Source organism: Delftia sp. DLF01, assembly GCF_014852125.1.
In the GTDB taxonomy this organism is placed as follows: Bacteria; Pseudomonadota; Gammaproteobacteria; order Burkholderiales; family Burkholderiaceae_C; genus Comamonas; species Comamonas acidovorans.
Genome location: NZ_JACVAZ010000004.1, coordinates 284,415 through 304,013 on the forward strand (window position 1 = coordinate 284,415; position 19,599 = coordinate 304,013).

Here is a 19,599-nt window from a genome sequence, read left to right on the forward strand (position 1 = left end):
GGTGGTTGCGGGGTTGCAGTCCTGCCGAAGGACAGGACTGCTTCGTGATCTGACTCGCCGTGATGTTTGAACGTAGCGCGCAGCGCGAAGAGAGTTTCACGGCGAACCCCGCAACCGCCACGACGCAGGTTGCCCCGTAGCGAAGCGAAGGGGTCGCGGACATCCGGGTCGCCTTCTTTGATCTGACCTTTCTTGGCGAATCAAGAAAGGGCAGTCGGCTGCCGGGCCGAGACCCGGCCTCTGTCGCCAGAGGTGCGACAGAGTCAAAAAGGAAGCTCAGGCAGCCAACCTGAACCGCTCCACCACCCCCCCAAACCCCCTCTCCAGATCCGCAATCAGATCCAAAGGATCCTCCAGCCCCACATGCAGCCGCACCACAGGCGCAGTCCCCGTCCACACACTGTGCTCCCGCAACCGCTCAGGCTGCGCCACCAGGGCCAGGCTCTCGTACCCGCCCCAGGAAGCCCCCTGCGCAAACTGCCGCAACGAGTCAACGAACACGGCGCCGGCACCGGCGTCCACCCCTTCGGCAAACGCGAATGACACCAGCCCGCTGGCCCCGCTGAAGTCCCGCTTCCACAGCGCATGGCCGGGATCGGAGGGCAGGGCCGGGTAGAAGACGCGGCCGACCTGGGGCTGCTGCTCCAGCCACTGCGCGATTTCGGTGGCGTGGCGCTGGTGCTGGGCCAGGCGCACGGGCAGGGTGCGCAGGCCGCGCAGTGCCAGGTAGGCGTCGTCGGCGCCTATGGTCAGGCCCAGGGCCTCGTAGGCGGTGGATATCTTCTTCGACAGCGCGGGGCCGTCGGTGATGACGATGCCCTGCATCACGTCGGAGTGGCCGGCGATGTACTTGGTCGCGGCCTGGATGGAGAGGTTGGCGCCGTGCTCCAGGGGCTGGTAGAACCAGCCGCCGCTCCAGGTGTTGTCGGTGGCCACGGCAATGCCGTGCTGGCGTGCCACGGCGGCCAGGGCGGGCAGGTCCAGCACCTCGTAGAGCAGGGAGCTGGGCGATTCCAGGTAGACCAGGCGGGTGTTGGGGCGGATCTTGCCGGCCAGATCGTCGTGCGAGGGCGAGAAGTACTCCAGCGTGATGCCCAGGCGCTGCAGCAAGGTGGCGTCCACGCGGCGCACGGGAGAGTAGACGCTGTCGGCCACCAGGGCATGGTCGCCGGGCGAGAGCAGGGCGATGAGCACCAGGGTGATGGCGGACAGGCCCGAGGGCGTGAGAAAGGCGCGGTGCCCGCCCTCCAGCGCGACCACGGCGTCTTCCAGCGCGCGGTGCGTGTCCAGGCCGTGGCGGCCGTAGGAGGCCACGCGCTCGCCGGCCTCGCGGCGGTGGTGCAGGTCGGCGTAGGCGGCGCTGTCGGCAAAGCGCACGGTGCTGGTGCGCACCACGGGCACGTTGACGGGGCCGGAGCCGCCCTGCAGCGGCGGCGTGCCTGCGTGCAGCAGGCGGGTCGACGGGCCCAGGGGCCGTTGCTTGTCTTGGGGGGTGCTCATGCCACGGCCTCGCTGGGACGGAAGTAGGCGGCGTTGTAGTTCTTGACTTCGCCGGTGTCGGGGTCGATGGCCACGCGGCCGCTCAGGGTTTCCAGCGGCTGGCCGTAGAGATGGAAGTGCAGCGTGGGCTGCTCGCCCACCACGGCAATGCTGTGGATGTCATCGGGCAGGAAGGCGATGGAGGCGCCCGGCTGCACGGTGAATTCGCGCGCCAGGTGGATGCTGGCGCGTGCGGGGTTGCTGCGGTCGTCCGTGCGCTCGTAGAGGCGGTTGAACTCCTGGCCTTCGACGGCAACGATCACGGCCCAGGTCGTGTGGTTGTGCGGCGCCGTGGTCTTGCCGGGGTTGATGGAGTTCAGGTACAGGGCCAGGCCTGCATCGCCATCGGCCGGGTTGAGGCGGTAGCGCGTGGAGGCGCCCACGCCCTCGGTCTGCGCGGGCGGGGGAAAGTCCGCGCGGCTGAACAAGGCCTTGTGCGCGGCCAGCTGCTCCAGGCGTGTGGTGATGGCCGACAGGGTGCTGCGGTCGGGCGCGCCGGCCTGCAGCAGCTGGCGCACGTCGGCCAGGGCGGCGTCCACGGCCTGGCGGCGCCGGGCGGCGGCGTCTGTATGGGTGCCTGTATCTGCGCCTGTGCCGGCCGGGGTTTCAGTCGTTGTTTCTGCGGTCATGGGGATGTGCTCCTGGAGGTGGGGGGTCAAAGGGCAAAGCGCAGGCTGTTGAAGGGCAGCGGCGTTGTGGCCGGGGCGGCTGGCGCAGGCCTGGGCCGTGCACCATCGCCCAGGGCGCGCTGCAGGAATTCGCGCGTGCGCTCGCTGCGCGGGCTGCCGAAGATCTGGGCGGCCGGGCCGTGCTCGACGATGCGGCCGGCCTCGGTGAAATAGACCTGGTCGCTGACCTCTTCGGCAAAGCGCATTTCGTGCGTGACCAGCACGCAGGTCATGCCGTCCCTGACCAGGTCGCGGATCACGGTCAGCACCTCGCCCACGGTCTCGGGGTCCAGGGCCGAGGTCACTTCGTCGAACAGGATCAGCTCGGGCCGCATGGCCAGGGCGCGCGCAATGGCCACGCGCTGCTGCTGGCCGCCGGACAGCTCGCCGGGGTAGGCGGATTCCTTGTGGTCCAGGCGCACCTTCTGCAGCAGGGCGCGGGCCTCGCGCTCGGCCGTGGCGCGGTCGCGGCCGACCACGCGCGTGGGGGCGATGACCAGGTTCTCCAGCACCGACAGATGGGGGAACAGGTTGTACTGCTGGAAGACGAAGCCCACGCGCTTGCGCAGGGCGATCAGCTCGGTCTCGGTGCGCAGCTGGTCCACGCGCGTGCCCGCCACCGAGATGGCGCCGCGCTGGGGCCGCAGCAGGCCGGTGATGCAGCGCAGGATGGTGGACTTGCCCGAGCCCGAGGGACCGATGATGGTCACCGCCTCGCCGCGCCGCACCTGCACGTCGATGCCTTGGAGCACCTGGTTGTCGCCAAAGGACAGGTGCACATCCTGCAGGTGGACCAGTGCGGGCGCCGTGCCCGCGGGGGCATCGGCCGTGGCGAGTTGGGAGAGAAAGGAGTCAGTGGCGTTCATGGCGTCGCTCCAATGCCCGGGTTGCCCGGGCGATGGGATAGCAATAGGCAAAGAAAAGCGCGAGCAGCGTGAAGTACACAAGGATGGTGAAGTCCGTGCGTGCCACGGTGTTGCTGGCGATCTGGGCGGTATCCACCACGTCGTGCACGCCCACCAGCGAGGCCAGCGAGGTGCTCATGGTGATGCTGGCGTAGAGGTTCATCCACGGCGGCAGCATGCGGCGCACGCACTGCGGCAGCACGATGAGGCGGAAGATCTCGCTGCGGCGAAAGGCCAGCGACTGGGCCGCCTCCCACTGCGCGCTGGGAATGGACTGGATGGCGCCCCGGAAGATCTCGGCCACGTTGGCGCTGGTGGGCAGGGCCAGGCCCAGCACTACCTTGACCCAGTCGGGGAACGGAAAGGTCCAGCTCACCAGCTTCAGCTCGAACGGGAACACATAGGTGGTGAAGTAGATGAGCACCAGGATGGGCGCATTGCGAAACAGCTGCACATACCAGCGCACGCCGGTGCGCACGGCCGGCGTGGGCGACAGCGACAGGGCGCCCAGCACCAGGCCGGCCACGGTGCCGATGGCCACGGCCAGCACGCTGATCTCGATGTTGACCAGGAGGCCGCGCAGCAGCGCGGGCAGCCATTTCCACAGGTGCACGAAGGCGGGCGGGGCGCTGTCCGTGGCGGCCCAGCAGGCACACAGGGCCAGCAGTGCGGCGCCTGCGATCAGCCAGGGGCTGCGCACCGCGCGCAGCAGGGCGGCAGGCAGCGGGCGGGGCGCGGCGCTGGGGTTAAAGGTGGCTTCATTGGCCATAGCCGGGCATCCTCAGGTGTTGTTCCAGCCAGCGGCCCGCCAGGCTGACCAGCCAGGTCAGCAGGCCGAACCACAGCAGGATGAGCAGCAGCAGCTCCAGCACGTTGTCGCGCTGGGACCAGATCATGATGGACTCGTAGGTCACGTCGCCCACGGCAATGGCCGAGGCCACGGCCGTCATCTTCACCAGGTCCACCAGGTTGTTGGTCAGCGAGGGCAGGGCAAAGCGCACGGCCAGCGGCAGCTGCACGCGCACCAGCAGCTGGCGCTGCGAAAAGCCCAGCGAGCGCGCTGCCTCCAGCGTGGTGGCGGGCACGGCCTCGATGCCGGCGCGCAGCGCCTCGGCATGGAACACGCCCTTGTGCAGCGAGACCACGATCACCACCCAGACAAAAGGCGTGAGAGGGTTGTTGCCCGCGCCCCAGTCGCGCAGTTGCTGGGTGATCAGCATGTTGAGCACCAGGAAGGCGCAGTACAGCTGCACCAGCGTGGGCGTGTTGCGCGTGACCTCCACAAAGGCGCGCGCAGGCCGTGCCAGCCAGGCACGGCCCGAGGTCAGGGCCGCCGCCAGCGCCACGCCGGCCGCCAGGCTGCCGGCAATGGTCAGCAGGGCCAGCTGCACGGTCACGAACATGCCGCGCACAAAGGCCTGGCGCTCGGACACGTCCAGCACGAAGGCGTAGTTCAGGCCCAGGCCCTTGAGCGCTTGCACGCCCTGGGCAAGCAGGCTGTCGTTCATGGCACGGCCTCCAGGGCAGCCGGCTGTGCATGCGCATGCGCTTGCGCAGCGGGGTCTTTCAGCGCGGCCACGGCACGTGCGATGCGGGCCGTGGCCTTGGCCAGCACCTCGTCGCTGGCGGCCGTGGAGATGCGGAAGTACGGCGACAGGCCGTAGGCCCCGCCATCCACGGCAGCCACGCCTTCGGACTCCAGCAGCCATTCGGTCAGGTCAGTGTCGCTGGCGATGGGCTGGCCGTCCGGGCGCAGGTGGCCTATCAGCGCGCCGCAGTGCACAAAGGCAAAGAACGATCCGCCCGGCGGCAGCAGGGCCAGGCCCGGCACCTGGTCCAGCGCCTGGGTGACCCGTTGCGCGCGCCGCGCATAGGCGTTGCGGGCCTGCTGCACAAAGCTCTGGTCGGGCGACTGCAGCGCCGCCGTGGCTGCGGCCTGGGCCACGGAATTGGGGCCTGACGAGGCCTGCGACTGGATCACCACCATGGCCTGCACCAGCGCGGCCGGGCCTGCGCCCCAGCCGATGCGCCAGCCGGTCATGGCATAGGTCTTGGAGACGCCGTTGACCAGCAGCGTGCGCTCGCGCAGGTCGGGGGCCACCGCCAGCCAGTGCGCGGGGGCCTGGGGCGTGAACCAGATGTGCTCGTACAGCTCGTCCAGCAGCACCAGAACCTGCGGGTGCTGGCGCAGCACCTGGGCCAGGGCGGCCAGTTCCTCGCGGCTGTAGACGGCGCCCGAGGGGTTGCCCGGCGTGTTCAGCACCAGCCAGCGCGTGCGCGGCGTGATGGCGGCCTGCAGCGCGGCCGGCGTGAGCTTGAAGCCCTGCTCAATGCCGCAATCCACGATGACCGGCGTGCCGTCGTTCACGCGCACGATGTCGGGAAACGAAGGCCAGTACGGCGCGGGCACGATGACCTCGTCGCCCGCGTCCAGCGTGGCCGCCAGCGCGTTGTAGATCACCTGCTTGCCGCCGTTGCTGACGATGATCTGCCCGGCGTCGAAGTCCAGCCCGTTCTCGCGCCGGTACTTGGCGCTGATGGCCTGGCGCAGCGCGGCCGTGCCGGGCGTGGGCGTGTACTTGGTTTCGCCACGGGCCAGGGCCGCGATGGCGGCCTGCTTGATGGGCTCGGGCGTGTCGAAATCGGGCTCGCCCGTGGTCAACGCAATGATGTCGCGGCCCTGGCGGGCCAGGGCCGTGGCCCGCGCGCTGGCCGCGGCATTGGGCGAGAGCCTGACGCGCTGCACGCGCTGCGAAAGGGGAAAGGGCGTGGTCATGGCGTGGGGCCTTCCTGGAATGCGGCGGTTGGCGTTGGAGAAACCTGCGGCAAGTCGTGCGGCAAATCGTCCGGCAGGGCTTGCAGCACCTTGCCGGGATTGAGCAGGCCCAGCGGGTCGAAGGCCTGCTTGAGACGCCGCATGAGCTGCAGCTCCACGGCGCTCTTGTAGCGGGGCAGCAGGTCGCGCTTGGTCTGGCCCACGCCGTGCTCGGCGCTGATGGAGCCGCCATGGGCGTGCACGCTGTCGTGCACCACCTCGTGGATGGCGTCTTCCTGGGCAAACAGCTGCGCGGGCGTGCTGTCCGGCGCGTGCGACACGTTGTAGTGCAGGTTGCCGTCGCCCAGGTGCCCGAAGGCCACGGGCCGCACGGCGCCAAAGCGCGCCTGCAGCAGCGCGGCCGTGGCCGCAAGAAAGTCGGGGATGCGCGAGATGGGCACCGACACGTCGTGCTTGATGTTGCGGCCGTCGCGCCGCTGGGCCTCGCCCAGGGCCTGGTCGCGCAGCCGCCACAGGGCCTGGCTTTGCTGCAGGCTCTCGGCAATGGCGGCATCGGTGACCAGGCCGTCCTTGAAGGCCTGGCCCACCACGCACTCGAAGCGCTGGCGCGCATGGTCCTCGCCCTCGCTGTCGGACAGCTCGATCAGCGCAAACCAGGGTGCCTTGAGCGCCAGCGGTATCGGCTGCTCGGGCACATGGCGGGCTATCAGGCCCAGTGCCGTGTCCGACATCAGCTCGAACGCCGTCAGGCTGGCACCGAAGCCCGCCCGCGCCTGGCTGAGGAAGGCCACCGCATCGCGTATGCAGCCAAAGGCCAGCAGGGCCGTGTGCTGGGCGCGGGGCAGCGGATGCAGGCGCAGCGTGGCCGCCGTGATGATGCCCAGCGTGCCTTCGCTGCCCACGTACAGGTCGCGCAGCGCATAGCCGGTGTTGTCCTTGCGCAGCCCGCGCAGGCCGTCCCAGATGTCGCCCTCGGCCGTCACCACTTCCAGGCCCAGCACCAGCTCGCGCGCGTTGCCGTAGCGCAGCACCTGGGTGCCGCCCGCGTTGGTGGACAGGTTGCCGCCAATGGTGCAGCTGCCCTCGGAGCCCAGGCTGAGGGGAAACAGCCGGTCCGCATCGCGCGCAGCCTGCTGCACATGGGCCAGCACGGCGCCGGCTTCCACGGTCAGGGTGTCGTTGTCGGTGTCGATGGCGCGCACGCGGTTCAGGCGCGCCAGCGACAGCAGCACGGCGTGGCCCGAGGCGTCGGGCGTGGCGCCGCCCATCAGCCCGGTGTTGCCGCCCTGGGCCACGATGGGCGTGCGGTGGGCGCGGCACAGGCGCACCAGCTGCGCCACCTGGGCCGTGTCGGCAGGCCGTGCCACGGCCAGGGCCTGGCCCGTGAGGCGGCCATGCTGGTCGGTCAGGTAGCCGGCCGCATCGGCACCCGTGAGCACATGGGCGTCGCCCAGGGCGTGGCGCAGTGCGGTGATAAGGTCGGCGGGGCCGGTGATGTGGCCGCTGGTGCTGGTGTTGGTGCTGGTGTGGGTGTGGGTGCTCATGCGGGCGCCTTCCTGAACTTGTCGTGCAGCTGGTGCAGCAGCGGCGTGGGCGTCATGCCGTTGCGCTGCTCCACCTCGATCAGCCAGCCCGTGCGGTGCCAGTCCTGCACGATGCGGTCGATGGCCGCCTGCGTGTCGGACTCGCCCTTGCGCAGCCAGATCACCGAGGGCGAGGGAATGATGTCGGCGGGCGAGACGATCTCGTAGTCCTTCCAGTCCGCATTGCTGGCCACGAGTTCGCGCAGCGTGGGGCTGACATGCACGGCGGCCGCGCAGTTGCCGCCCTTGAGGGCCAGCAGCGACTCGGGCTGGCCCCGGAAGGCCTTGATCTGGGCGCCGTATTGATCGGCCAGCGGCTTGGTGAAATTGCTGCCCTGCGACACGCACACGGGCTTGCCGCGCAGGTCGTCCCACTGGCGCACGCCGCTGCCCTTCTTGGCGATGGCGGCGCCGCCGACTTCCTCGAACGGCGTGGGCACGAAGGACAGGATCTCGCTGCGCTCCTGCGTCCACTGCATGTTGGCGATCAGGATGTCCACCTTTCCCTGCTGCAGGAACTGCACGCGGTTGGACGGCTGGACCTGCACGGTCTCCACCCCCACGCCCAGGCCCTTGGCCACGCCCTCGGACAGCTGCACGTTGTAGCCCACGTGCCTTTGCGTGACGGGGTCGATGGTGCCGAACGGCGGCCCCGAAAGCATCACCCCCACCACGATCTTGCCGCGCTGCTTGATGCGGTCCAGCGTGGCGTCGGCATGGGCTGCCAGGGCCGTGAGGGCGAGCAGGGCCGCCAGTGCGGTGCGAGTCGGCTTCATGGCTTGGCTCCCTTGGCGGCGGCCTGGGTTGCCTGCGCATCGGCCTGCGCTGCCGCATACACCGCGAAGTCGTAGGGCGCGCGGTCGAACTGGCCCTTCAGCGCGCGTTCGTGGCGCTCGGCGATCCAGGTGTCGGGCACGCCGCTGGCGCGGGCCACCTTGAGCAGAAAGCCCGTGCGGTGCCAGTCCTGGATGGCCTTGTCCACGAAGGCCTGGGTGTCGGCCTCGCCGCGGCGCGTCCACACCACGGTGGGCGAGGGAATCAACTGGTCCTGCGTGCCCAGCTCGAAGTCCTTCCACTCGGCTGCATTCGGGCCGGTGAGCTTTTCATAGAGCGCGGGCTGGATATGGACCGAAGCCGCGCAGGTGCCGCCCTTGAGCGCCAGCAGCGACTCGGGAATGCCGCGAAGGCCCTTGACCACGGCGCCATAGCTCTCGGCCAGGGGCTTGGCGAAGTTGCTGCCCTGCGACACGCAGGCCACCTTGCCGCGCAGGTCTTCCCAGCGCTTGATGCCGCTGGCCTTGGCCACCAGGGCACCGCCGCCGATCAGGTCATAGGGCGTGGGCGCGAACGAGAGGATCTCGCTGCGCTCCTGCGTCCACTGGATGTTGGCGATCAACAGGTCCACCTTGCCGCTTTGCAGGAACTGCACGCGCGTGGAGGCCGTCACGGGAACCGTCTCCAGCGGCACGCCCAGGCGGCGCGCGATGTCGGCGGCCAGCTCGGTCTGGTAGCCGCCGGTCTTGCCGGTGGCGGGGTCCAGCACGCCGAACGGCGGGCTGGCGCCATCAATGCCCACGGACAGCTTGCCGCGTTGCTTGATCTTGTCCAGCGTGGCATCGGCGTGGGCGGCACCGGCGCCCAGCAGCAGGGCCAGGGCAGCGGCAAGGGGGGGAAGAAGGCGGGGCATGCGTGAATCCATCAGGGAACGGAAGGCCCGGCTCCGTCTTGCGGGGCCTGGGCCTGGGTGGTCGAAAAAAAGCAGGGGTGGACCGCCGTGGCGGTCGGCGGTCAGCTGGCGGACTTGAACTTGGCCTGCAGCTCGGGCAGCAGCGGGTTGGCCGGCTCGATGCCCACGCGCTTTTCGGCGGCGATCAGCCAGCCCGTGCGGTGCCAGTCCTGCACCACCTTGTCCACGGCGGCGATGGTGTCGGCCTCGCCCTTGCGGGTCCAGACCACGGAAGGCGCGGGCAGCACCTCGCCGGCGATGGGGGCCGAGTACTGCGCCCATTCGGGGTTGCTGCGCAGCAGCGGGTAGATCAGCGTGCTGTCATGCACGGCGGCCACGCAGTTGCCGCCCTTGAGCGCCAGCAGCGAGTCCGACGAGCTCTTGTAGCCATGCACCTGGGCGCCGTACTCGCTGGCCAGCGGCTTGGCAAAGCTGCTGCCCTGGGACACGCACACGGGCTTGCCGCGCAGGTCTTCCCACCTGGCGATGCCGCTGCCCTTGCGCACGGCGGCAATGCCGCCCACGCGGTAGAAGGGCGTGGGCGCGTAGCCCAGGGTCTCGGCACGGTCGGGGTTCAGCTCCATGGAGGCGATCAGCAGATCCACCTTGCCGGCCTGCAGAAACTGCACGCGCGTGGCGGTCTGCACCTGGACCAGCTCGGCCTCCACGCCCAGGCCCTTGGCCAGGGCGCGTGCCAGCTCGGGGTTCCAGCCCACGAGCTGCTGGGTGGACGGGTCGATGGAGCCGAAGGGCCCGCCATTGACCAGCACGCCAATGGTGACCTTGCCGCGCTGCTTGATCTTGTCCAGCGTGGCATCGGCCCGGGCCTGGGTGCAGGCCAGGGCCAGCGCGGCGGCGATGAAGGTCAGGGATGCGGAAAGGGTGGCGCGGGGCTGGCGGCGCAGGGTGGGGCTTGTGTGCATGGCGGGAGCAGGGGCGGTCGGGACGAACGAAAGATGCGTACGCCCGCATCTTCTGGCCGCCCTTGACCCACGGCAACAAAGCTTTGGGAGCATGTTTATGCACTTTGCGTCGCTGCATCAGGGTGATCACCAGGGGAATGTGGGCCCGAGGCAAGGCGGGTCGATGGTGTAATCGCGACGGCCGGGGTGCTGCGCCCACCGGCACCTCCCAGCGAGCCCTCTTCCATGCACCAAGCCCTAGCGTACCTACTCGCCCCTCTCGCCTGCGCCGCCCTGCTGTGTGCCAGCCCCGTGGCCTGGGCCGCCAATCCCACCAGCTCGGGCAATTGCGAGGAAAGCTCCACCAACATGTCCGAGGTGCGCGCCTGCCTGCACGAGCAGAACGTGGCCATGGTCAAGGCCGCCTACGCCTCGCTGTCGCTCAAGCTCAAGGCCCGCATGCCCCAGGCGTCGGAAGAGCTGGAAGTGGCGCAGAGGAACTGGGTGCAGTACGCGCGCAGTGCCTGCGAGTTCCTCTCTGAATTCAATTCCGCCAGCTTTGCCAAGGACGATGCGCGCGCCAACTGCTGGAGCGACTTCGCCCGCGCCCGCACCAAGCAGCTCAAGTCCTGGGAAATGCAGCTGGACAAGAAGCCCTGAGGGCGGGGACGCTGCTCACTGGTAGTTCAGCGTGAAGGTGGCCCTGCCGTTGGCCTGCCCCGTCGTGACTGCCGCAGCGGTCTGCACGTATTTGGCAGTCAGCGGGATCTTGAACTGGGCAACGCCCTGGACGATGGTTCCCGCACTCCATTGGTTGGTGTTGCCAGGCACGTTGGAATCCGGGCCGTAGCCGAGAGCGGTGCCATCCTTCAGTATCTGTATGCCTATTCCGGTGGCAACCGGCTTGCCGTCTGGCGCGGTCTGGCTCAAGGTCAGGACGGTGCTCTGATTGCTGGTGTCGTTGGCATCGGTGAGCGTGATGTGGGGGCGCAGAACGCTTTCGGGCGCACCGCCCTTGCATTCCAGCGTGATGTCGAAGTGCTGGGGGATGGAGGTGGACTGGAGGCCCGTGAAACGCAGGATGGGCACAGCGCCCATGGGTACGGAGATGGTCGAGGCGGCCACCGAGCAGGAGGGACCGACCACCACCCTGGTGCGGCCGGACAGGTTGACGTTTCCTGCGGTGCAGCTGGGGCACTGGAATCGCATCTCGACGTTCATCCCGGAGCCCGTTAGCGTGCCAGCGGAAACGCTGCCGGTTTTCACCAGCTCGATCCAGACATCCTGGGTGGATGAAGCATTCCAGAAATAACCCAGCGCGCCAGAATGATTTTCTGATTCGGTGGTAATGGGCATGGTTCTGCCACTGGGAGCGCTGGGGCCGCGCCATGTTGCCCACCAGCGGATTCCAATGCCGGGAATATTGGTGCTGTAGACATTATTGTATCCGGGCGTCTTGTTTCCGGATTGAACATTGGCGGCTACAACAGCTTTGGAAACATCGTACTCGAATGCCGTGTTCAGCACTGCTCGAAGATGAAATACGGTTGCCGTAGACTTCCATAGCGTCGATCCGTTGGAGTAATTTCCGGGTACTGTTATTTCCTCGGGCAGTGAAATGCTGGAGCTGGTGGGGGAGAATACGCCCCCGGCAAAGGCATTGGTGTTCATCGTTGCCGCTGAAAAGGCGATGATAAATGGAATGGCGATCAATGCAAGGCGGCGTACTTGCGAGAAAAATGAGGGAATGAAAGAAAAATGCATGATACTGATTCGCTCCATTGCTGAAGTATGATTCTCGAAAATATCACGCAATAGTTTTATTGAACTTTTGAGTGAATAATGAGGGGCTGGAAATGAAAGCATCGAATCATTCGATGGGTGGCCTCTTTAGTATTTCGCACTCTACGCCGAAGATATGAGGTGATGCAATCAGACTGCTCTGATAATGGAGCGTGGCTCAGTCAAAAGCCGCTCATGCACGCCATTCGTAAAGAGCAAGGCCCGAGTGTCACGGAGCTCGGGTGCGTGGGAGGTTGCGCAGACAAGCCCGGTCCAGTCCGCTCGCAGCCCCGGCGACTGTCCTTGTCGTGAGCGCGCCAGGCCGCTCAGGTACTGAGAGGTACGTTCGGAGAAGCGTCCCTGGCACCTCTGGCGGCTTGCCAGAGCGCATCGGCCAGCGCTGTGATCTCAGGGGCCAGGTGCAGGCGTTCCAGCCAGCGGTCCGCAATGCCGCTGGCGCCGTGGAGGGCTCCGGCCAACTGGCCCGTGATGGCTGCCGTGGTGTCGGCGTCATCGCCCAGGTTGGCGGCCTGCAGTACCGCGCCTTCAAAGCTGTCATGCCTCGCAAAGCACCACAGGGCCGCCTCCAGGCTGTCCACCACGTAGCCGCTGCCGCGAATCTGTGCGGCCGGCTTGTCGCGATAGTCGCCACGGGCAATCTCCCGCAGGCATGGGCTGGCGCCGTCTTGCAGAACGCCGCCCAGGTCCAGAACCTGCGACCGGGGCAGTCCCTGCAGCGCCCGGCACAGCGCCACGGCAAACAGGCGGCAGGCCTGCAGGCATTCAGGTGCCGCGTGGGTAGTGCGTGAGCTGAGTTCAGCCATGCGCTGCACCAGGTCCTCGTCGGGGCCGAAGAACATGGGCACGGGCGCCAGCCGCATCAGGGAGCCGTTGCCGGCCTGGTCCGGGTTGGGCGACCCGGCCAGCGGATCGCCGGTGGCCAGGAAGCGCTGGATGGCCGCCCTGGTGGCCATGCCGATGTCAAAGCAGTTGCCGGTGGAACTCCAGTAGCCCCATTCGTACCAGTTGGCATAGCGCATCATCTGGTCCCGCGGGTCGCAGCCGCCGCGATGGAGCAGGCTTTCGGCCAGACACAGGGCCATGGAGGTGTCGTCGGTCCACTTGCCTGCGGGCAGCGAGAACGGGCCGCCGCCCACCATGTCGGTCAGCGGCGCAAAGCTGCCGCGCGGCTGGAATTCCAGCGTGGTCCCCACGGCGTCGCCACAGGCCAGGCCCAGCAGGGCACCACGGTATCGGTCCAGCGTGTCCATGGCCATGCCTGTGCTCTTGCTCATGGTTGGTCAGGGAGCGGTGCTGCGCAGCCGCGCCCGCACCTGCATGAGGGCAAAGCCCAGCAGGTTCAGGCCCTGCCAGCGCGCGGGGTCGGTGGCGCGCACATCGTCGGCGGCCAGGCCGATGCCCCAGATGGCGTCCACGGGGCTGGCTTCCACCAGAACCCGGTCGCCCGTGTTCAGCAGATAGCTGGCCAGGGCCGGGTTCTGGGAGAACTTGGCCTCGTTGGCGTGCACCACGATGCCCATGCGCGCGGCCACCCAGGCCGCTTCATCAAAGCCCTGGATGCCACGCCCCAGCTTCTTGGCCTCGCCCGGCGTGCGGCAGCGCACGATGGCCGCGTGCGCCGCCTCGTCGCCAAACAGCCGCGCCTTGCCCGCCATCATGAAATGCTCGGCCGTGGGGTAGTGCTGGCCATCGACCTCGAAGCCCGCCTCGAACCACTGGCTCATGCAGGTCTTGCCGATGGAGCCATCGGCCGCAGGCTGGTGGCCCCAGAACGGCAGGAAGCGCGGGGTGAGGCCCTGGGCCATGGCGTTCTGGAGGTCTTGCAGGGAGGCGATGTGGTCTGTGGTGGTCATACGGAGTTCTCAGGTGCGCAATTCTTCCTGTCGAGCCGCACGTAGACGCGCTCCACTGGAGTCATGAGCATCGGATTTCCATCCTGGGCATGGGCCCGCTGCTCGATGACGAAGGATGTCATGTCAATGACCTCCAGCAGTTCCTCCGTGGCGAAACTGCGTAGCAGCTTGCCACGCAAGCCCAGCTGGATGGCACGCAACGGCAGCTTGGCGCCGCTGGGGGCATGGTCCGGATCCCATTGCTGGCGCACCTCGGAGGTGGCCACCGCTTGCTGCCACTCGGGCAGGCCAGCGTAGAGCCGGGGGTTGAAGGTGGAAGGTACGGCGGCATCCAGCAGGCTCTCGAAGAAAGTCCGGCGTATGCGCAGGCCGAGGATGACTTCCTGGCCGGCCTTGGTCGCCCAGCCGCAGCGATACATCATCCAGAGGAAATTGGGCTTGATCCAGCTCATGCGCGTGAAGCTGAAGTCCGGGCCGCCGAACTGGCCATGCTCCAGTGCATGAAGGCCGATGGCCGGGCGATAGGCCTGGTAGACCACCACGGTGGAGTCGTCGTAGTGGGCGAGGATGTGCTCTCCCTCGGAAGGCCAGGTGGCAGATTGCTGCAGGTAGGGTGCTGTTGCGAGATTCATGGTCTGTTCGTTGTCGTTGTCGTTGTCGTTGTCGTTGTCGTTGTCGTTGTCGTTGTCGTTGTCGTTGTTGTAGGTGTTCTGAGGGTGCTGCGCCACGCTGCAGGGCCGGTCCTTCACACCACCAGGCAGCCCTGCCGGTCCGACAGGCCGATGGTGGCCTGCATGCCCGCCGTGAACTGCAGGTAGTCGGCCTCCATGCCGTCCGAGAAGATGACGCCATGGTCGGGCATGCGCGAGCGCAGGGTCAGCGGCTGGCCGGCCGTGACCTGGCCGTAGACCAGTTCGGCCGTGGAGGAGCGGCTGGGAAAGGGCTCGCGCACGGCGAAGTCCAGGCGTGGCGCATCCCAGGCGAAGGGCTGGTAGTCGAAGTCGGTGGATGCGCCGCGCACGGCGCGGGCAATGCCCATCGATCCCGTGACGATGCTCTTGATCCAGGCCGACGAGCCCAGCCCCGTGGCGACGATGAGGCCGGAGGACGACTGGGACTCCTGCCGCTCGCCCAGCGCGATGTCGTACAGGGCCGAGGTATGGCTGCGCGGGCCGATGAACAGGTCGTTGGCGGCGCGCAGCACCTGGCCGTCGCTCAGGCGTGCCTCGGCCAGGGTCACCGCGCGCGTGGGACGGCGGTTGGCGGCCACGTCGCCCAGCAGGGCGGCCAGGTCGGCGGGGGCGAAGGGCAGCAGCAGGCCGTCCCAGCGCGCGGGCTCGGGGTTGACGCCGATGAGCGGCTGGCCGTCCAGGTATTTCATGGTGTTGGCCACCATGCCGTCCTGGCCCAGTGCCACCACGATGTCGTCGGCGCCGAAGACGAAGTTGGGCACCAGGGCGCGGTCCACGATCTGGTAGCGGCCGCGTGCCTCCAGCGCCTGCACCACGGCCTGCAGGGCGGCGGCGTAGGCGGCGCTTTCGCGCAGGTAGTCGCCGAAGTCTGCGCCCAGGTGCTCGATGTAGAAGCGCGCCTGGGACAGCGTGTGGTACCTGGCCACCAGCTCATCGAGCCGCGTGCGCCGCACCACCAGCACGGTCTTGCGTTCATTGGCGTTCACGGCGGCTCCTTGCGGGTTCGGGATCGGCCACGGCGGCTGCAGGGCCTGCACCGGCGCCCATGAGCGACTGCAGCAGCTCGGGCGAGACGTTGAGCTGGCCGATGCGCTCGGCCTTCTCGGCAATGCCGCCAAAGGCCTGGGCGATGAGCTGGCCCGGCTGCATGCCCACGGCTGCCAGCGATTGCACGATGCGCGGATCGGCCTTCTCCAGGGCCTGCATGACGGCGCCCACGCGGTAGGCCTCGGCCTCGGCCAGGGTGCGGCTGTTGGCGGCCTGGCCTTCGACGAAGTCGCGGCGGCTGGTCTCCAGCGCCACGTCGGCGGACATCTGTTCGGCGCGCAGCTCGTTTTCCTTGCGCATCTGGGCGGCCTTGGCTTCCAGCTGGGCCTCGCGGATCTGGCGCTTTTTCTTTTCCACGGCCACATCGGTATCGAGCTCGTTCTGGCGGATGGCGCGCTCGTTTTCCACGGCAGCCATGCGGCGGGCATAGACGGCGTCGTCCGCGGCCTTGAGGTTGGACTCGCGCGCCTCCGCCTCCAGGGCGCGGGCGATGTCGGGCGTGGGTTTGACGGCCATGACCGAGACGCCCAGGATCTCCAGCCCCAGCGCCTCGATTTCGGGCTGGGCGGCCAGCTCCTGCTGGGCCGTGCGCGCAATGAGCGCCGAGGAGCGCAGCGCCTGCTTGAGCTCCAGCGCCTGCACGGCCTGCTGGATGATGACCTCGGCCTGCATGGTCACGCGGTCGCCCAGGCGCTGCGGGTCTTCGGACATGTATTTCTGGCCGTCGCGCGCCAGGGAGAAGTCCATCAGCGTGGCGGTCTGGCGCGGTGTGCTGATGCGGTAGGTGACCTGGCCCTGCACGGTGACGCTCTGGAAGTCGGCCGTCACCAGCTCCAGCATGAAGTGGCAGTCCTGGCTGCCCACGGGCACCGCGACCAGGGTGGTGGTGGGCGCGTAGTAGAAGAAGGACTGGCCCGCGCCCTCGCGCACCACCTTGCCGGCGCGGAACTGCATGAGGTGGACCGTGGGTTGGGACTTGATGAAACGGATGCCGAACATGGTGCTTCTCCTTTAAGTTGCTCTGTGCAACTTGTATGGGTTGCATAGTGCAACTTAAAATTCGGCACGTCAAGCACAATCCATCCCATGGCTGAAAAAAATTCCCCATCCCCGCAGGGCGCGCTGGACTTCCCGCGCCCGTTCACCACGGTGGACGTGGTCATCTTCACGGTGGCAGACGATGCCCTGCAGGTGCTGCTGGTGCAGCGCCCCACGGCGGGCAGCGAGCCCTTCCCGGGGCTGTGGGCGCTGCCCGGCGGCTTTGTGGATGTGCGCCAGGACGCGGACCTGCTGGCCTGCGCGCGGCGCAAGCTGCTGGACAAGACGGGCGTGGACAGCCCCTACCTGGAGCAGCTGGGAAGCTGGGGCGGCGCGGCGCGCGACCCGCGTGGCTGGTCGGCCACGCATGTGTATTTCGCGCTGATCCCGGGGCACGACCTGATCCTGGCCAAGGGCGCGAATGCGGCCGATGTGTCGTGGTTTGCCGTCGATGAACTGCTGCGCGAGCCTGCGCTGGCCTTCGACCACGGCGAGATCCTGCGCGCAGCGGTGGAGCGGCTGCGGGGCAAGGTGGAATACACCTCGCTGCCGGCCTTTCTGCTGCCCGAGCCTTTCACGCTGCCGCAGCTGCAGCAGGCCTACGAAGTGGTGCTGGGCCGCCCCGTGGACAAGAGCGGTTTTCGCACGCGCATGATGGCGGCCGGCTTTCTGGTCGAGGCCGGCCAGGTGGAGGGCACGTCACGCCGCCCGGCCATGGGCTACCGCCTGGCCGACCGCAGCGCGCCCGTGGTGTTTCCGCGCACCTTCAGCCCGCGCGGGTGAGGGCGGCCTTCGATCAGGACCAGGATCAGGCGCCCAGCAGGCTGCAAAAGCGCTGCATGTCCACATTGCCGCCGCTGAGGATGATGCCCACGCGCCGTCCGCGCAGCTCTTCGCTTTTCTGGCGCGCGGCGGCCAGGCCCAGGCAGCCGGTGGGCTCGACCACGAGCTTCATGCGCGTGGCCAGGAAGCCCATGGCGTCGACCAGCTCGGCATCGCTGGCGGTGAGGATGTCGGTCACGTCGCGCTGGATGATGGGGAAGGTGATGCCGCCCAGGTGCTGGGTCTGGGCGCCGTCGGCAATGGTCTTGGGGGTGTCTATGTGGACGATGCGGCCTGCGCGCAGCGACTGCTGGCCGTCGTTGCCGGCTTCGGGTTCCACCCCGTAGAGCGCGCACTCGGGGCTGAGCGCACGCGTGGACAGGGCGGTGCCTGACAGCAGGCCGCCGCCGCCCAGCGGCACGAAGAGGGCGTCCAGCGGGCCGGTTTCCTCGAACAGTTCCTTGGCGGCCGTGCCCTGGCCGGCCAGCACGTCGGCATGGTCGTAGGGCGGGATCAGGGTCAGGCCGTGGCGCTCGGCCAGGTCGCGGCCGATCTGCTCGCGGTCTTCGGTATAGCGGTCGTAGACCACCACCTGGCCGCCATAGCCCTTGGTGGCCGCCACCTTGGCGGCGGGCGCGTCATGCGGCATGACGATGGTGGCGGGGATCTCCAGCAGCCGTGCTGCCAGGGCGATGGCCTGGGCGTGGTTGCCCGAGGAAAACGCCACCACGCCGGCCTTGCGCTGCGCCGGGCTGAAGCGAGACAGGGCGTTGAAGGCGCCGCGGAACTTGAAGGCGCCCATGCGCTGCAGGTTCTCGCACTTCAGGAAGACGCGGGCGCCCAGCGCATCGTCCAGCGTGCGCGAGGTAAGCACGGGCGTGCGGTGGGCATGGCCCTGGATGCGTTGGGCCGCTGCGGCCACGTCGTCGTAGGTGGGAAGGCTTGTCATCGGTACGGGAGAGAAGGGGTTGCAGACCGGCGGGGTGCCGGAAGCTATTTGGCGTAGCTGTAGACCGTGGCGCGCGACACGCCCAGGTGGGCGGCAATGGTCTCCATGGAGCGGCGCACATCGAGCAGGCCGGCGCCCTTGAGCTCGCGGACCAGGGCGCGGCGCTCCTCGGGCTTGAGGGCGCGCGGCGTGGTCGCCAGGCGGGCCGCGAACTGGTCGATGCGGGCACGCACCGTGTCGGCGCCTGCGCCGGCGCCCGTGGGGTCCAGCATTTCGCGCGCGGGGGTGTCGCCGCTGACGGCGGCAAAGCGGTTGAGCATGCCCTGGAAGCCCTGGAACATCGTCAGGTCCACATTCATGCACAGCGCGGCGATGTAGCGGCCCTCGGAGTCGCGGATGCCGATGGACGTGCTCTTGGCCTGGCGGCCATCGGCGAACTGGTTGGGGTAGTTGGCGATGACCTGTTCGTAGCCGGGGTCGAGGATGCGGGCCAGGCCCAGCTCCGTCGCGCCCTGGCCCACCTCGCGGCCCGACAGGTTGTTGTGGATGGCCAGCACCGCATGGGACGGGTCGAGCAGGTCATGCACCACCACCTCGCAGAACGGGGCAAAGGTCTGGCCCAGGCCTTCGGCGATCTGGGCCAACTGGTCCAGAAGCTGGCGCTGTTCAGGAGTTCGTTGGGTCATATTGGACATTTTGTTTTGAATTGGACAAAATGTCAAAATCCAGACGACTTCTCTGCGCTTTCCACCATGTTCGACACCCTTGTAGACCTGCTGCAATCCCAGGGCGCGCGTTTTCGCGTGCTGGAACATCCGGCCGAAGGCCGCTCCGACCTGGTCGCCGAAATCCGGGGCACCGCCCCCGGCCAGGGCGCCAAGGCCATGCTCTGCAAGAGCCGCGATGCGTCCGGTGCGGGCGATCCCCAGCTGTTCCTGGCCGTGCTGCCCGGCGACCGCAAGCTGGATTTCAAGCGCCTGGCCCAGGCCGTGGGCGTGCGCAAGGCCACGCTGGCCTCGCCCGAGGAGGCCCAGGCCGCCACGGGCTGCGTGATGGGATCGGTGCCGCCGTTCTCCTTCAACCCGCAGGTGCGCCTGGTGGTGGACCCGGCCCTGGTCGAGCGCTTTGGCGAGATCGCCTTCAACGCGGGCCGGCTGGACCGCTCCATCGTGCTGGACTCGGCCGACTATGTGCGCATTGCCCGGCCCGCGCTGCACAGCCTGAGCGGGGATGGCGCCGATTGACCCGGGGGCCGGGCGGTGCCCACAATCGCAGCAGCGCCCGCACACCCTCTCC

General features: G+C 68.2%; 21 protein-coding genes. 3 read left to right on the forward strand and 18 right to left on the reverse strand.

Features of this window, described 5'->3' with window-relative positions; genetic code table 11:
* Window positions 1–276 precede the first annotated feature (276 nt).
* The 10 genes from metC to IB269_RS22375 form a co-directional block, all read right to left on the reverse strand.
* Complete coding sequence (gene metC, locus IB269_RS22330; protein ID WP_192368347.1) at window positions 277–1,500, reverse strand: cystathionine beta-lyase; 1,224 nt, start codon at window positions 1,498–1,500, stop codon at window positions 277–279.
* On the reverse strand, window positions 1,497–2,168 hold the full coding sequence (locus IB269_RS22335; RefSeq protein ID WP_192368348.1) for a cysteine dioxygenase family protein: 672 nt from the start codon (window positions 2,166–2,168) through the stop codon (window positions 1,497–1,499). Before IB269_RS22335 ends, metC begins: the two co-directional genes overlap by 4 nt.
* A gap of 26 nt (window positions 2,169–2,194) precedes the next feature.
* Window positions 2,195–3,073 (reverse strand): amino acid ABC transporter ATP-binding protein, encoded by an 879-nt coding sequence (locus IB269_RS22340; protein WP_225614256.1) that lies wholly within the window; start codon window positions 3,071–3,073, stop codon window positions 2,195–2,197.
* Window positions 3,060–3,881: an amino acid ABC transporter permease gene (locus IB269_RS22345; protein ID WP_192368349.1), complete on the reverse strand. Its 822-nt coding sequence runs from the start codon at window positions 3,879–3,881 to the stop codon at window positions 3,060–3,062. The genes IB269_RS22340 and IB269_RS22345 overlap by 14 nt, the downstream gene beginning before the upstream one ends.
* Window positions 3,871–4,620 carry an amino acid ABC transporter permease gene (locus tag IB269_RS22350; RefSeq protein WP_034397155.1) on the reverse strand — a complete coding sequence of 250 codons (750 nt, stop codon included), beginning with the start codon at window positions 4,618–4,620 and terminating at the stop codon, window positions 3,871–3,873. Before IB269_RS22350 ends, IB269_RS22345 begins: the two co-directional genes overlap by 11 nt.
* A complete protein-coding gene (locus tag IB269_RS22355) occupies window positions 4,617–5,888 on the reverse strand; it encodes an aminotransferase class I/II-fold pyridoxal phosphate-dependent enzyme (protein ID WP_192368350.1) in 1,272 nt (423 codons plus the stop codon). The genes IB269_RS22350 and IB269_RS22355 overlap by 4 nt, the downstream gene beginning before the upstream one ends.
* A complete protein-coding gene (locus tag IB269_RS22360; protein WP_192368351.1) occupies window positions 5,885–7,432 on the reverse strand; it encodes an FAD-binding oxidoreductase in 1,548 nt (515 codons plus the stop codon). Before IB269_RS22360 ends, IB269_RS22355 begins: the two co-directional genes overlap by 4 nt.
* On the reverse strand, window positions 7,429–8,247 hold the full coding sequence (locus IB269_RS22365; protein ID WP_016448804.1) for a transporter substrate-binding domain-containing protein: 819 nt from the start codon (window positions 8,245–8,247) through the stop codon (window positions 7,429–7,431). Before IB269_RS22365 ends, IB269_RS22360 begins: the two co-directional genes overlap by 4 nt.
* A complete protein-coding gene (locus IB269_RS22370; protein WP_034397150.1) occupies window positions 8,244–9,158 on the reverse strand; it encodes a transporter substrate-binding domain-containing protein in 915 nt (304 codons plus the stop codon). The genes IB269_RS22365 and IB269_RS22370 overlap by 4 nt, the downstream gene beginning before the upstream one ends.
* 101 nt (window positions 9,159–9,259) lie before the next feature.
* The gene (locus tag IB269_RS22375) at window positions 9,260–10,120 is read right to left on the reverse strand and encodes a transporter substrate-binding domain-containing protein (protein ID WP_012207562.1); all 861 of its coding nucleotides are present in this window, start codon (window positions 10,118–10,120) and stop codon (window positions 9,260–9,262) included.
* Between the two features lie 225 nt (window positions 10,121–10,345).
* On the opposite strand from IB269_RS22375, the gene IB269_RS22380 reads away from it, so the two are divergent.
* Window positions 10,346–10,759: a lysozyme inhibitor LprI family protein gene (locus IB269_RS22380; RefSeq protein WP_192368352.1), complete on the forward strand. Its 414-nt coding sequence runs from the start codon at window positions 10,346–10,348 to the stop codon at window positions 10,757–10,759.
* A 15-nt stretch (window positions 10,760–10,774) separates the two neighbouring features.
* Here the strand turns inward: IB269_RS22380 and IB269_RS22385 are convergent, their stop codons facing one another.
* The 6 genes from IB269_RS22385 to IB269_RS22410 all read right to left on the reverse strand — a co-directional run bounded on the left by IB269_RS22385 (window position 10,775) and on the right by IB269_RS22410 (window position 16,493).
* Window positions 10,775–11,863, reverse strand: coding sequence for a fimbrial protein (locus tag IB269_RS22385; RefSeq protein WP_225614257.1), 1,089 nt, complete (start codon window positions 11,861–11,863; stop codon window positions 10,775–10,777).
* Between the two features lie 344 nt (window positions 11,864–12,207).
* Window positions 12,208–13,176, reverse strand: coding sequence for an ADP-ribosylglycohydrolase family protein (locus IB269_RS22390; RefSeq protein WP_225614258.1), 969 nt, complete (start codon window positions 13,174–13,176; stop codon window positions 12,208–12,210).
* A 6-nt stretch (window positions 13,177–13,182) separates the two neighbouring features.
* The gene (locus tag IB269_RS22395) at window positions 13,183–13,755 is read right to left on the reverse strand and encodes an NADAR family protein (RefSeq protein ID WP_192368353.1); all 573 of its coding nucleotides are present in this window, start codon (window positions 13,753–13,755) and stop codon (window positions 13,183–13,185) included.
* Complete coding sequence (locus IB269_RS22400; RefSeq protein ID WP_318652179.1) at window positions 13,752–14,483, reverse strand: DUF4291 domain-containing protein; 732 nt, start codon at window positions 14,481–14,483, stop codon at window positions 13,752–13,754. The genes IB269_RS22395 and IB269_RS22400 overlap by 4 nt, the downstream gene beginning before the upstream one ends.
* Before the next feature lie 17 nt (window positions 14,484–14,500).
* On the reverse strand, window positions 14,501–15,433 hold the full coding sequence (locus IB269_RS22405) for a hypothetical protein (protein ID WP_046985172.1): 933 nt from the start codon (window positions 15,431–15,433) through the stop codon (window positions 14,501–14,503).
* The gene (locus IB269_RS22410; protein WP_192368355.1) at window positions 15,420–16,493 is read right to left on the reverse strand and encodes an SPFH domain-containing protein; all 1,074 of its coding nucleotides are present in this window, start codon (window positions 16,491–16,493) and stop codon (window positions 15,420–15,422) included. The genes IB269_RS22405 and IB269_RS22410 overlap by 14 nt, the downstream gene beginning before the upstream one ends.
* 87 nt (window positions 16,494–16,580) lie before the next feature.
* On the opposite strand from IB269_RS22410, the gene IB269_RS22415 reads away from it, so the two are divergent.
* Window positions 16,581–17,315 carry an NUDIX hydrolase gene (locus tag IB269_RS22415; RefSeq protein ID WP_012207554.1) on the forward strand — a complete coding sequence of 245 codons (735 nt, stop codon included), beginning with the start codon at window positions 16,581–16,583 and terminating at the stop codon, window positions 17,313–17,315.
* 25 nt (window positions 17,316–17,340) lie between these two features.
* Here IB269_RS22415 and IB269_RS22420 read toward each other — a convergent pair whose 3' ends face one another.
* Complete coding sequence (locus tag IB269_RS22420; protein WP_192368356.1) at window positions 17,341–18,303, reverse strand: threo-3-hydroxy-L-aspartate ammonia-lyase; 963 nt, start codon at window positions 18,301–18,303, stop codon at window positions 17,341–17,343.
* Window positions 18,304–18,347: 44 nt separating this feature from the next.
* Window positions 18,348–18,989, reverse strand: coding sequence for a transcriptional regulator (locus IB269_RS22425; protein ID WP_013800599.1), 642 nt, complete (start codon window positions 18,987–18,989; stop codon window positions 18,348–18,350).
* 66 nt (window positions 18,990–19,055) lie between these two features.
* Between IB269_RS22425 and IB269_RS22430 the strand changes: the two genes are divergently transcribed.
* Window positions 19,056–19,547 carry a YbaK/prolyl-tRNA synthetase associated domain-containing protein gene (locus tag IB269_RS22430; RefSeq protein ID WP_192368357.1) on the forward strand — a complete coding sequence of 164 codons (492 nt, stop codon included), beginning with the start codon at window positions 19,056–19,058 and terminating at the stop codon, window positions 19,545–19,547.
* Window positions 19,548–19,599 lie beyond the last annotated feature (52 nt).

Coding starts and splice junctions, on each gene's coding strand:
- IB269_RS22370 (WP_034397150.1), bottom strand. CDS start 9,158: ATGCCCCGCCTTCTTCCCCCCCTTGCCGCTGCCCTGGCCCTGCTGCTG.
- IB269_RS22340 (WP_225614256.1), bottom strand. CDS start 3,073: ATGAACGCCACTGACTCCTTTCTCTCCCAACTCGCCACGGCCGATGCC.
- metC (WP_192368347.1), bottom strand. CDS start 1,500: ATGAGCACCCCCCAAGACAAGCAACGGCCCCTGGGCCCGTCGACCCGC.
- IB269_RS22350 (WP_034397155.1), bottom strand. CDS start 4,620: ATGAACGACAGCCTGCTTGCCCAGGGCGTGCAAGCGCTCAAGGGCCTG.
- IB269_RS22335 (WP_192368348.1), bottom strand. CDS start 2,168: ATGACCGCAGAAACAACGACTGAAACCCCGGCCGGCACAGGCGCAGAT.
- IB269_RS22355 (WP_192368350.1), bottom strand. CDS start 5,888: ATGACCACGCCCTTTCCCCTTTCGCAGCGCGTGCAGCGCGTCAGGCTC.
- IB269_RS22410 (WP_192368355.1), bottom strand. CDS start 16,493: ATGTTCGGCATCCGTTTCATCAAGTCCCAACCCACGGTCCACCTCATG.
- IB269_RS22365 (WP_016448804.1), bottom strand. CDS start 8,247: ATGAAGCCGACTCGCACCGCACTGGCGGCCCTGCTCGCCCTCACGGCC.
- IB269_RS22380 (WP_192368352.1), top strand. CDS start 10,346: ATGCACCAAGCCCTAGCGTACCTACTCGCCCCTCTCGCCTGCGCCGCC.
- IB269_RS22395 (WP_192368353.1), bottom strand. CDS start 13,755: ATGACCACCACAGACCACATCGCCTCCCTGCAAGACCTCCAGAACGCC.
- IB269_RS22375 (WP_012207562.1), bottom strand. CDS start 10,120: ATGCACACAAGCCCCACCCTGCGCCGCCAGCCCCGCGCCACCCTTTCC.
- IB269_RS22390 (WP_225614258.1), bottom strand. CDS start 13,176: ATGAGCAAGAGCACAGGCATGGCCATGGACACGCTGGACCGATACCGT.
- IB269_RS22430 (WP_192368357.1), top strand. CDS start 19,056: ATGTTCGACACCCTTGTAGACCTGCTGCAATCCCAGGGCGCGCGTTTT.
- IB269_RS22345 (WP_192368349.1), bottom strand. CDS start 3,881: ATGGCCAATGAAGCCACCTTTAACCCCAGCGCCGCGCCCCGCCCGCTG.
- IB269_RS22385 (WP_225614257.1), bottom strand. CDS start 11,863: ATGCATTTTTCTTTCATTCCCTCATTTTTCTCGCAAGTACGCCGCCTT.
- IB269_RS22420 (WP_192368356.1), bottom strand. CDS start 18,303: ATGACAAGCCTTCCCACCTACGACGACGTGGCCGCAGCGGCCCAACGC.
- IB269_RS22360 (WP_192368351.1), bottom strand. CDS start 7,432: ATGAGCACCCACACCCACACCAGCACCAACACCAGCACCAGCGGCCAC.
- IB269_RS22415 (WP_012207554.1), top strand. CDS start 16,581: ATGGCTGAAAAAAATTCCCCATCCCCGCAGGGCGCGCTGGACTTCCCG.
- IB269_RS22425 (WP_013800599.1), bottom strand. CDS start 18,989: ATGACCCAACGAACTCCTGAACAGCGCCAGCTTCTGGACCAGTTGGCC.